Genomic DNA, 11,278 nt, shown 5'->3' with positions numbered 1-11,278 from the left:
GGTTTGCAAATAGCTAAGCCCCTTATTTTTCAGCATTTTTATAGAGGCACGGGATTACATGGAAATCGGTCTGCGCGAGTGGCTGATCGTCATCGGCATCATTGTCATTGCCGGTATTCTTTTCGACGGCTGGCGTCGCATGCGCGGCGGCAAGGGGAAATTGAAGTTTCGCCTGGATCGCAGCCTGTCGAACCTGCCCGATGAGGATGACAGCGCCGAACTGCTGGGCCCGCCGCGGGTGCTGGACACCCACAAGGAACCGCAACTGGACGAACACGACTTGCCGTCGATGAGCGCACCTGTCCGCGAGCCACGGGAGTCGGGTTCCAAGCGCGGCAAGCGCAACAGCGAGCCGTCCCAGGGTGATTTGAACCTGAACCTCGACCTGGATGGTGGGCCGAGCTTCAGCAGTCGCGACGGCGACTTTCCGGATGAGACCAAGACTCCGAGCGCCGACAAGGATCAGGCCCAGGCTGAAGAAGTGCTGGTGATCAGCGTGATCTGCCGCGACCCGGCCGGCTTCAAGGGCCCGGCGTTGCTGCAGAACATCCTGGAAAGCGGCCTGCGTTTCGGCGAGATGGACATTTTCCACCGCCACGAAAGCATGGCCGGTAACGGCGAGGTGCTGTTCTCCATGGCCAACGCGGTCAAGCCCGGTGTGTTCGACCTCGACGACATCGATCATTTCAGCACGCCGGCGGTGAGCTTCTTCCTCGGCCTGCCGGGCCCGCGTCATCCCAAGCAGGCCTTCGACGTGATGGTGGCCGCGGCTCGCAAGCTGTCCCAGGAACTCAATGGTGAACTGAAGGATGACCAGCGCAGTGTGCTGACCGCCCAGACCATCGAGCACTACCGCCAGCGCATCGTCGAATTCGAGCGCCGGGCGCTGACCCAGAAGCGCTGAGGCCAAGGATCGCTGGCCTGTAGGAGCTGCCGAAGGCTGCGATCTTGAGATTCAAGTGTCAGGGGAAAGATCGCAGCCTCGTTGCACTCGTCAGCTCCTACAGCTCCTACACGCGATCAAAGTATTGAGAATGAGCAGCCCAGGCTGCTCTTTTGCTTTATGAGAGAACACCCATGAACGCCGTCGAAACCCGCATCCAACAGCTGCGCACAGAGTTGGACCAGCACAACTACCGCTATCACGTCCTCGATGAGCCGAGCATCCCCGATGCCGAGTACGACCGCCTGTTCCACGAGCTCAAGGCCCTGGAAGAGCAGCATCCGGAACTGGTCACCAGCGACTCTCCGACCCAACGGGTCGGCAGCGTGGCGCTGTCGGCGTTCAGCCAGGTGCGCCACGAGATCCCGATGCTCAGCCTGGGCAACGCCTTCGACGAAACCACCATGCGTGAGTTCGACCGGCGGGTGACGGAAGGTCTCGACCTGCCCATGGGCGACTTGCTGGGCGGTGGCGCGGCGGTGGAGTACAGCTGCGAGCCGAAGCTCGATGGGCTGGCGGTCAGCCTGTTGTACGAGGACGGCATGCTGGTGCGCGGCGCCACGCGCGGTGACGGCACCACGGGCGAGGACATCAGTGTCAATGTGCGCACCGTGCGCAACATTCCCCTCAAGTTGCAGGGCACGGGCTGGCCACCGCTGCTGGAAGTGCGCGGCGAGGTGTACATGTCCAAGGCCGGCTTCGAGCGTCTCAACGCTACGCAGCTGGAGGTGGGCGGCAAGACGTTTGCCAACCCGCGCAACGCGGCGGCCGGCAGCCTGCGTCAGCTCGATTCCAGGATCACAGCCAATCGGCCCCTGGAGTTCTGTTGCTACGGCATCGGGCAGGTGGCGTCGGACATCGCCGACACCCACATTGGTAACCTCAAGCAGCTCAAGGCCTGGGGCCTGCCCATCAGCCGTGAGTTGAAGCTGGCCCACGGCATCGATGAATGCCTGGATTACTACCGTGACATCGGCGAGCGGCGCAACGCGTTGCCCTACGAGATCGACGGCGTGGTGTTCAAGGTCAACAGCATCGCCTCCCAGCGCGAGCTCGGTTTCCGCGCCCGGGAACCGCGTTGGGCCATCGCCCACAAGTTTCCCGCTACTGAAGAGCTCACCGAGTTGCTGGACGTCGAGTTCCAAGTCGGCCGCACGGGCGCGGTGACTCCGGTGGCCCGCCTCAAGCCGGTGAAAGTCGCCGGCGTGACCGTGGCCAACGCCACCCTGCATAACATGGACGAAGTGGCGCGCCTGGGGGTGATGATCGGTGACACCGTGATCATCCGCCGCGCCGGGGATGTGATCCCGCAGGTGGTGCAGGTCGTCACCGAGCGCCGTCCGGAAAACGCCCGCCCGGTGGAGGTGCCCCAGCAATGTCCCGTCTGTGGCTCCCACGTTGAGCGCACGCAATTGATCAAGCGCAGCAAGGGCCGTGAAACCATCAGTGAAGGTGCGGTGTACCGCTGCGTCGGTCGCCTGGCCTGTGGCGCGCAGCTCAAGCAGGCGATCATTCACTTCGTCTCGCGTCGGGCCATGGACATCGAGGGCCTGGGCGAGAAGAGCGTCGAGCAACTGGTGGATGAGGGGCTGGTGGGATCGCCTGCCGATCTGTATGCCTTGACCTTCGAGCAGGTGGTCGACCTGGAAGGCTTCGCCGAACTGTCGAGCAAGAACCTGTTGGCCGCCATCGTCGACAGCAAAAAGCCGAGCCTGGCGCGTTTCATCTATGCCCTTGGCATCCCGGACGTGGGCGAGGAGACCGCCAAGGTCCTGGCTCGCTCCCTCGGTTCGCTGGAGCGCGTGCAGGCGGCCTTGCCTCAGGTGCTCACGTACTTGCCGGACGTCGGCCTGGAAGTCGCCCACGAGATCCACAGCTTCTTTGAAGACCCGCACAACCGCCAGGTGATCAAGGATCTGCTGCGCCATGGCCTCGAGATCCAGGACCAGGGCGAGTTGGGTGCCGAGTTTTCCGCCAGCACCACCCTGGGTGGCTTTCTCGACAAGTTGCACATTCCTTCGGTAGGGCCGGGTGGGGCGCAGAAACTGGCGGACAAGTTCGGCTCGCTCGAAGGGGTGATGAACGCCGATTGGCTGGACATGCGCCAGGCGCTGCCGGAAAAGCAGGCCAACGCCGTACGGGAGTTCTTCGCCATCGCCGCCAACCGTCAGCAGGCCGAAGCGGCGCAACAGCAGTTGCGCGACTTCGGTATGCACTGGCAAAGCGAGAAGAAAGTCGTCGAAGGCTTGCCCGAGGCCGGGCACACCTGGGTGCTGACCGGTTCGCTGGAGCTGATGAGTCGTGACGTTGCCAAGGACAAGCTGGAGAGTCTGGGGGCCAAGGTCGCCGGTTCCGTGTCGGCGAAAACCCATTGCGTGGTGGCCGGGCCGGGGGCGGGTTCGAAATTGACCAAGGCCAATGAGCTGGGGCTCAAGGTGCTCGACGAAGCGGCGTTCGTGGCTTTTTTGAGTCAGCATGGCATCACGGTTCAATCGTGAAGGTTCCTCGCCACGGTTTATTCGGTGTTGTGACGCAGTGCGGGGGAACGATCCGACACGGAGCATGATCTAGTCTTGCAGGCTCCAGGGAGAGATCGCCATGTACCGCTTCTTCGAACAACTGAGTTCACGCATCGCCGCGCCGTTCCTGGGCGATCGGTCACGAAACAGCAAGGTCTGGCCGTGTCGTTGCGGCCAGTCGTTGTTCTTTCGCAACAGCCAATGCCTGGCCTGCCTGGCGGCCCTGGGGTATCAGCCCGAGCAGAGTCGCCTGTCGTCCTTGCAGCCCGCTGAGCAGCCCGACACCTGGACGCTGGATGCCGATCCGCAAGCCGGGCTGTTCCGCCGTTGCGCCAACCTCGACACCCCGGCGGCCTGCAATTGGCTACTGCCGGACAATGGGCGCGATACCCTGTGCATCGCCTGCAGCCTGAACCGCACTATCCCCGACCTGTCGATTCCGGAAAACCCTGAGCGCTGGTGCAAGGTCGAGATCGCCAAGCGTCGGCTGGTGGCGCAACTGATCACTCTCGGCTTGCCGGTCATCCCGAAAACCGTCGACGAAAACATCGGCCTGGCGTTCGATTTCATCGGCGTCGACCCCGATGGCACGCCTCCGACCACGGGGCATGCCAGCGGATTGATCACCCTCGATATCAAAGAAGCGGACGATGCCCATCGTGAGTACGTGCGCCAGCAGATGCGCGAGCCGTATCGCACTTTGCTCGGGCATTTTCGTCATGAGGTGGGGCATTACTACTGGGATCGGCTGATTGCCAACAGCCACTGGCTCGAGGCGTTTCGCGAGTTGTTTGGCGACGAGCGCGCCAGCTACGCCGATGCTCTGGAGCGTCACTACCAACAAGGCGCGCCGCAGGATTGGCAAACCCGCTACGTCAGCGCCTACGCCACCATGCACCCTTGGGAAGATTGGGCGGAAACCTGGGCCCATTACCTGCACATGATGGACGCGGTGGACACGGCCCTGGGCTTCGGCATGAGTGCCCGGGAGATGGATTTCGACTACCAGCCGTTCCTGCCCGAGACCTTGTACGACGCCGAACACGCAGGCGGCGCGGCTTTCCTCTCGTTCGTCAACGCCTGGATCGAACTGGCCGGCATGCTCAACGAGTTGTCCCGCAGCATGGGCCAGCCGGATTTCTACCCGTTCGTCGTACCGGCGGCGGTGATCACCAAACTGCATTTCATCCATCTGGTGATCCAGGAAGAGGGCGGTCGGGCGGATGAGGTGTTGTTGTAGTTTTCTGTGGAGGCAGCTTGCAACCCTGTTGAAGCGCAGATCCCCTGTGGGAGCGAGCTTGCTCGCGATAGCGACAGGTCAGCTTGCAATCATGCCGGATGTGTCGACTTCATCGCAGACACGCTTTGTTCCATAGCAAGTGCTTGAACATCTTCAGTTTTTTAATCCGCCGCGAACGGTTGTAACTTCTTGCCAGATAGGTACAATGGCGCGGCTCGCCGTCAGGCGGGCGTCGTTATGGTGACCCCATCGGTCCCCCCGCAACGATTACCCGTGAACCTGGTCAGATCCGGAAGGAAGCAGCCACAGCGGGAACATTGTGTGCCGGGGTGTGGCTGGTGGGGTTGCCTCCATAACGCCCAAGCCTTCATTCGCAAGGTTTGCCAAATTCAAAATTTCTGGTTGTTTTGCTGATCGATACCGATCGGTCCTTTCCGCTGCCCAGGCTTTGGCCGGACAGGGCTATCGGGCGTCAACGTCAACAAGCCGGCCGGTCCTGTGCATCGACAGGACCGGGCCCTGGGGTCAGTACTGAGCCTTCACGTACTCAGCAATCGGCTCTTGCAAAAGATCCTGTGGATGATCCCCGCCGAAAGTCGCCCATTTGCTTTTACCGGACAAGATCGCAGATCCCAGCGGCTGTGCGCCAGTCGGGCCGTAAATAGCGAGTTTCACTTCAATCTTGTCGGGGATGCCCGACCATTCCGTGGCGCGTTCTTCCCAATGCAGGATTTCCGGGATGACGTAATAGCCCGAGGGGCTGTTCTGTCTCAGGCAGCTCAATTCACGGCACGCGCCCACTACCGTCACACGGTTGGTGTAATAGGAGAAAGCCGTCTTGACAGCGGCGGCTGTCATATCGCCGGAGGCAGGGTAGGGTGTTGTTTCGTAGCGGCCGTCGACCGGTATGGCGATGGTGACGGGCATTTGTCGATCAAGTTTTCCCGGGTTGGGGAGTACGTCTTGTTGCGCGTATTTGGCGGTGCAGCCGGTGGCGAGTATCGAGACCAGAATGATCGAAAGTTTATGCACGGAATCCCCTGGGATTTTGTTGTCGACGAGTCGGTGAGCGTCATCGGGACGCAGGAATCAGCGCGTCGATAGTCCGGGTTCGTGGCAAGCGCTGTCAACGTGACATTATGTCGTGCGTCATCCTCGGAATAAGACAGGCGAGCAAAGAGAAGCCTGGCCTGTCTCGCCTCGACAGGCCAGGCTGCTCTTTCACTGTGTCAAGGCTTGGACAAGGCCTGGTCCACGGCTGCGATCAGCTTTCCCAGGTCCTTCGGGGTGGCTTTGTGTATGACACCGAACAGGTACGCCCGCTGTTCGTCCTCATCGGCCATGTCGGCAAAAAAGGCTTTCAGTTGCACATCCAGCACATTGGCAAGCAGGAACAAGGCTTCGACGCTGGGGGTGTAGGTGCCGGTTTCGAAGCGGCTGATGGTTTTAGGGTCAAAACCGGTTTTTTCGCCAAGTTCAGCCTGAGTAAGCCCCGCTACTTTGCGGTAGCGTCTGATGGCCGGACCCAAACTCGAAATTTGCATCGCTTAATTCCCATTTAGAATCAAGAACTTAACGATAGATTTTCGCATTAGGCAACCGCTTGATCCATCACCTTGCTTTGCAAAGTGTGATGTGTTTCGTAGAATCGGCCTTTGGCACGGGTATTTGGTGACCTGCTTTTCGAAGCCGAGGTGCGCGCGGGGGCCGGGCCTTGTGTTCTTGCCACGATACAAGGCAAGGGCTGAAGCGCTCCCTTGGCATCGCCAGGACCCGCGCTCCAGCTTCTCTCAGAGTGTTTGAGCCTAGTTGATTTTCGCCTGTCTTGAAGGCGGTGCAACCGCGCGCGACAAATGAGCCTGACTCATGGATGACTGCTTCGATGGATAAGAAGTACCGCAGGGCCGTTGACGCCGCCGCGATTTTTTCCGAGACCGATCTGAGCGGGCGCATCACCTACGTCAACGATCAATTCTGCAGTCTTTTCGGTTACCGGCGCGATGAGCTGCTGGGCGCGAACCATCGCCTGCTCAATTCCGGCCAGCACCCTGGCGAGTTCTTCAGCGCCATGTGGCGCACCATTGCCCTGGGCCAGGTCTGGAAAGGGGAAATCTGCAACCGGGCCAAGGACGGTACGCTGCACTGGGTCGACACCACCCTGGTGCCGGTGATCGACGACCAGACAGGCCAGATCGAGCGTTACCTGGCGATTCGCTTCGATGTCAGCGAAAAGCGTCGCCTGCTGCATTCATTGCAATGGCGGGTCGGTCACGATGTGCTGACCGGTCTGCCCAATCGTACTTATCTGTCGGATCTGCTGGACCAGGCCCTGGAGTTTTCCCGAGCGGAAAACTTGCCCCTGGCGGTGTGCATGCTCGACCTTGATGGCTTCAAGGCGGTCAATGACGGCTATGGTCACGCCAGCGGTGATCGATTGTTGGTGGAGGTCGCCAGGCGCCTGCGCAGCATTGTGCGTGGCGAGGACGTGGTGGCGCGGCTGGGCGGGGACGAGTTTGTGCTGGTGCTGCGCCATGTGCGTGGGATGGAAGAGCTGCATGCCGCGTTGAACCGGGTGTTGATCGCCGTCTCGATGCCGTATGCCATTGTCGGCAAGGACATCAAGGTTTTCGCCAGTATTGGCGTCACGTTGTTCCCGTGGGACAACGAAGACGCCGAGACCTTGTTGCGTCACGCCGACCAGGCGATGTACGTGGCTAAACAAAGCGGTCGCAATCGTTTCCACTTGTTCGATGTGTCCCGGGACAAGGAGGTGCGGGCCACTTACCAGACAGTCGAGCGGGTCCGCCAGGCACTGGCCGATAACGAACTGCGGCTGCATTTCCAGCCCAAGGTCAATATGCGTCATGGCACCGTGGTCGGCCTGGAGGCGTTGCTGCGCTGGAAGCATCCGCAACGTGGCCTGGTGCCGCCTCGGGAATTCTTGCCCCTGGTGGAGGAGACAGACCTGATCGTCGAGATCGGCGAGTGGGTCATGGAACAGGTCTTGACCCAGTTGCAACGGTGGCAGCAAGCGGGGCAGGGCTGGCCGGTGAGCATCAATATCTCGGCGCGGCATTTCCAGCGGGCGGATTTTGTCGAGCGGTTGCGACAGGTGTTGGAGCGGCATTCGGCGGTGCCGCCACGGCTGTTGGATCTGCAGATTGTCGAGTCCGTCGCCGTGGAGAACCTGGCCCACGTCAGCGCCTGCCTCCAGGCATGCCAGGCGCTGGGCGTGGGGTTTTCCCTGGGCGGTTTCGGCACTGGCTACTGTTCGCTCAATGACCTCAAGCACCTGCGCACGCAAACCATCAAGATCGACAAGACCTTCGTGCGCGACATTCTCGATGACCGTGACGACCTGGCGCTGACCGAAGCGGTGATCGGTCTGGCTCGGGCGTTTGGCCGCGAGGTGGTCGCCGAAGGGCTGGACAGCCTGGAGCATGGCCAACTACTGCTGAGCCTGGGCTGCGAGGTGGCACAAGGTTATTTCATCGCCCGGCCCATGCCGCCCGCACAGATACCCGGCTGGGTGCAGGGGTTCGTCCCGCCGTCGCAATGGCAGCAGCGGCCAGGCGATCAGGGCGAGGACGCCTCGCTTTCTGCCCGCGATGCTTCACTGCGACCGGTGTAGAGCTGGATGATCGCGTCGATTTCTCCGGACGTCTTCATGTTCAGCAATGTCCTCAGGATGCGTTGTGCGGGAATGTGCGGATCATTGCGCACATAACAGCTCAATAGTTGCTCCTGCAGGACACCCACCTCATGGACTTGGCGATCAGCGGTATGACGTTGATTGAACCAGTCCAGCGCCCATTGGTTACTGATCCCATAGCGATAACGCCCGGCCAGCAGTTTCGCCAGCACTTGTTCCTGGCTGCGGGCATCGTCGCGGCGCAGTTGGCCGGCGTCGAACAAGGGTTGTAAGGTCGGGTAGTTATAGCCGAGCACCGTGCCGATGGGTTGGGGGGGCAGCGTAGTCGGCGTTACCGTCGCTGATGCGCTTGTCGTGGCGACAAGCAGGTCACGTTGGAAAAACAACGGGATGCTCCACAGATAATCACTGTTGTCTTTCACCCAGTCAGGGCTGACATAGCAACGTATGTCGATCTCGCCGTGTTTCATGGCGCCGTCGAGCCGGGCGCGGGAGAGGACGTGGAATTGCGCGGGCCTTCCTACCTGGGTCGCCAGGCTGGTCATGATGTCGGGAATGATGCCCTGGGTCGGGCGGCCTCGTTCGATCTGCACCATGGGCATCGCCCAGCCGTCGGTAATGGCGAAACGCAAGGGGCCTTCCTCGGCAAGACAACCGGTACTCAACAACAGCAAAGCCCCCATGGCTGAGCGCATAAACTCTCCTGGCTGTGTAAAACCGTGTCGACAACGAGCCCCCTGGCCTAGCTTAGTCACATTAGACGAGCACACCGGATGCAATTTCGCCCCTGCTCCGCTAGCATTAGCCGCTTATGTTCCTTCGTTGCGACGGTTTTCGATGAGTTATCAGGTTCTTGCACGTAAATGGCGTCCGCGCTCGTTCCGCGAAATGGTCGGCCAGACCCATGTGCTCAAGGCTCTGATCAATGCCTTGGACAGCCAGCGGCTGCACCACGCCTACCTGTTCACCGGTACTCGGGGCGTGGGCAAGACCACCATCGCGCGGATCATTGCCAAATGCCTGAACTGTGAAACCGGTATCACTTCGACACCTTGTGGCGAGTGTTCGGTCTGCCGGGAAATCGATGAGGGCCGCTTCGTCGACCTGATCGAGATCGACGCCGCCAGCCGCACCAAGGTCGAAGACACCCGCGAACTGCTCGACAACGTGCAGTACGCCCCGAGCCGTGGGCGCTTCAAGGTCTACCTGATCGACGAAGTGCACATGCTCTCCAGCCATTCCTTCAATGCGCTGCTCAAGACCCTCGAAGAACCGCCGCCCTACGTCAAGTTCATCCTGGCGACCACCGACCCGCAGAAACTTCCTGCAACGATTCTGTCGCGGTGCCTGCAGTTCTCCCTGAAGAACATGACGCCGGAGCGGGTGGTCGAGCACCTGACCCACGTATTGGGCGTCGAGAACGTGCCATTCGAAGACGATGCGTTGTGGCTGCTGGGCCGTGCCGCCGATGGTTCGATGCGCGACGCCATGAGCCTGACCGACCAGGCCATCGCTTTCGGTGAAGGCAAGGTCATGGCCGCCGATGTCCGAGCCATGCTCGGCACCCTCGATCACGGCCAGGTCTATGACGTCTTGCATGCGCTGATCGAGGGCGATGCCAAGGCGCTGCTCGAGGCGGTGCGTCACCTGGCCGAGCAGGGGCCGGACTGGAATGGCGTACTTTCGGAAATCCTCAACGTGCTGCACCGTGTCGCCATTGCCCAGGCCCTGCCCGAAGGCGTCGACAACGGCCATGGCGACCGTGATCGCGTACTGGCCCTGGCCCAGGCACTGCCGGCCGAGGACGTGCAGTTCTATTACCAGATGGGCCTGATCGGCCGCCGTGACCTGCCCCTGGCACCGGATCCGCGAGGCGGCTTCGAAATGGTCCTGCTGCGAATGCTGGCGTTCCGGCCAGCCGACACGGTGGATGCCCCGAGGCAAACGCTAAAGCCAGTGGGGATCAGCCAGGCCACAGCTGATTCCGCCAAGCCAGTGGCTGCCGCGCCCGTCGTTGCGCCGGCAGTGGCTTCGGCTCCGGCAGCGGTGGCACCTGTAGCCCAGCCGGTGCCGGCGCCTGTTGTCGCGACGCCCGAGCCGGAACCCGAGCCGGTCGTCGAGGCGGTGCCCGAGCCCGTCGCCGAAGAAGTCGTCGACCTGCCTTGGAACGACCCGGTCGAGCCGCCAGTGGTCCAGCAGCCGGTCGTCGAGCCCGTCTTGGAAACCGTCGCCGAGCAGCCCGAGTTGCCGCCGATGCCCCTGCCGACGCCCGATAGCGTGGTGCCCGATGCGCCGGAATGGGTCGCAGCGCCCGTGCCCGAGCCGACGGTGGCCGACGTCGATATCGCCACGCCGGGCATCGACCTGGACGACGAGCCGCCGCTGGATGAGGATTACATCGAGCCGGACATGGACTCGGCGTACAGCTACCTGGACGACCTGGCCAGTGAGCACGCCGCTGAGCCGGCCCCGGAGCCCGAACCCGAACCGGCGGCGATGCCGGCCACCGGGCTGGCCCTGCAATGGCTGGAACTGTTTCCTAAACTGCCGATCAGCGGCATGACCGGCAGCATCGCCGCCAACTGCACGCTGATGGCCGTGGAGGGCGACCACTGGCTGCTGCACCTGGACCCGGCCCACAGCGCACTGTTCAACGCGACCCAGCAACGTCGCCTCAACGATGCACTGAACCAGTATCACGAGCGCACCCTGACGCTGACCATCGAGCTGATCAAGCCCGAGCAGGAGACTCCGGCCCAGGCCGCGTCTCGCCGCCGTGCCGACCGCCAGCGCGAAGCCGAGGAGTCGATCCACGGTGATCCATTCATCCAGCAGATGATGCAACAGTTCGGCGCCGTGGTCCGTCACGATACTATCGAACCTGTCGAGGCCCCGGTCACCCAGGGCTCATAACTGAAGGCGCC

The 11,278-nt window shown here is 61.8% G+C and carries 8 protein-coding genes and 1 other RNA gene; 6 read left to right on the top strand and 3 right to left on the bottom strand.

The window, feature by feature from the left end; genetic code table 11:
• The first annotated feature begins 58 nt into the window (after positions 1 to 58).
• The 4 genes from zipA to ffs all read left to right on the top strand — a co-directional run bounded on the left by zipA (position 59) and on the right by ffs (position 5,046).
• Entirely contained in the window at positions 59 to 904 is an 846-nt protein-coding gene (gene zipA / locus BLP82_RS08540) for a cell division protein ZipA (RefSeq protein WP_092166671.1), read from the top strand.
• A 173-nt stretch (positions 905 to 1,077) separates the two neighbouring features.
• Complete coding sequence (gene ligA / locus BLP82_RS08535; RefSeq protein WP_092166670.1) at positions 1,078 to 3,441, top strand: NAD-dependent DNA ligase LigA; 2,364 nt, start codon at positions 1,078 to 1,080, stop codon at positions 3,439 to 3,441.
• A 100-nt stretch (positions 3,442 to 3,541) separates the two neighbouring features.
• Entirely contained in the window at positions 3,542 to 4,702 is a 1,161-nt protein-coding gene (locus BLP82_RS08530; RefSeq protein WP_092166669.1) for a zinc-binding metallopeptidase family protein, read from the top strand.
• 247 nt (positions 4,703 to 4,949) lie between these two features.
• An RNA gene (gene ffs, locus BLP82_RS08525) (signal recognition particle sRNA small type) lies at positions 4,950 to 5,046 on the top strand.
• A gap of 181 nt (positions 5,047 to 5,227) precedes the next feature.
• On the opposite strand, the gene BLP82_RS08520 is transcribed toward ffs, so the two are convergent.
• Together BLP82_RS08520 and BLP82_RS08515 are read right to left on the bottom strand one after the other, a co-directional pair.
• On the bottom strand, positions 5,228 to 5,734 hold the full coding sequence (locus tag BLP82_RS08520; protein WP_092166668.1) for a DUF4823 domain-containing protein: 507 nt from the start codon (positions 5,732 to 5,734) through the stop codon (positions 5,228 to 5,230).
• 197 nt (positions 5,735 to 5,931) lie between these two features.
• Positions 5,932 to 6,246, bottom strand: coding sequence for a helix-turn-helix domain-containing protein (locus tag BLP82_RS08515; protein ID WP_053120652.1), 315 nt, complete (start codon positions 6,244 to 6,246; stop codon positions 5,932 to 5,934).
• Positions 6,247 to 6,584: 338 nt separating this feature from the next.
• Here BLP82_RS08515 and BLP82_RS08510 point away from each other — a divergent pair, with 338 nt between their 5' ends.
• Positions 6,585 to 8,333 (top strand): putative bifunctional diguanylate cyclase/phosphodiesterase, encoded by a 1,749-nt coding sequence (locus tag BLP82_RS08510; protein ID WP_092166667.1) that lies wholly within the window; start codon positions 6,585 to 6,587, stop codon positions 8,331 to 8,333.
• Here the strand turns inward: BLP82_RS08510 and BLP82_RS08505 are convergent.
• Positions 8,279 to 9,049 (bottom strand): substrate-binding periplasmic protein, encoded by a 771-nt coding sequence (locus BLP82_RS08505; protein ID WP_092166666.1) that lies wholly within the window; start codon positions 9,047 to 9,049, stop codon positions 8,279 to 8,281. The genes BLP82_RS08510 and BLP82_RS08505 overlap by 55 nt on opposite strands.
• A 142-nt stretch (positions 9,050 to 9,191) precedes the next feature.
• Here BLP82_RS08505 and dnaX point away from each other — a divergent pair, with 142 nt between their 5' ends.
• On the top strand, positions 9,192 to 11,267 hold the full coding sequence (dnaX, locus tag BLP82_RS08500; RefSeq protein WP_092166665.1) for a DNA polymerase III subunit gamma/tau: 2,076 nt from the start codon (positions 9,192 to 9,194) through the stop codon (positions 11,265 to 11,267).
• Positions 11,268 to 11,278 lie beyond the last annotated feature (11 nt).

The sequence above is a fragment of the Pseudomonas sp. NFACC37-1 genome, assembly GCF_900101575.1.
Lineage (GTDB): Bacteria > Pseudomonadota > Gammaproteobacteria > Pseudomonadales > Pseudomonadaceae > Aquipseudomonas > Aquipseudomonas fluorescens_AA.
This window is presented reverse-complemented; position numbering and strand designations above follow the sequence as displayed.

Coding starts and splice junctions, on each gene's coding strand:
- zipA (WP_092166671.1), top strand. CDS start 59: ATGGAAATCGGTCTGCGCGAGTGGCTGATCGTCATCGGCATCATTGTC.
- ligA (WP_092166670.1), top strand. CDS start 1,078: ATGAACGCCGTCGAAACCCGCATCCAACAGCTGCGCACAGAGTTGGAC.
- BLP82_RS08530 (WP_092166669.1), top strand. CDS start 3,542: ATGTACCGCTTCTTCGAACAACTGAGTTCACGCATCGCCGCGCCGTTC.
- BLP82_RS08515 (WP_053120652.1), bottom strand. CDS start 6,246: ATGCAAATTTCGAGTTTGGGTCCGGCCATCAGACGCTACCGCAAAGTA.
- BLP82_RS08510 (WP_092166667.1), top strand. CDS start 6,585: ATGGATAAGAAGTACCGCAGGGCCGTTGACGCCGCCGCGATTTTTTCC.
- BLP82_RS08505 (WP_092166666.1), bottom strand. CDS start 9,049: ATGCGCTCAGCCATGGGGGCTTTGCTGTTGTTGAGTACCGGTTGTCTT.
- dnaX (WP_092166665.1), top strand. CDS start 9,192: ATGAGTTATCAGGTTCTTGCACGTAAATGGCGTCCGCGCTCGTTCCGC.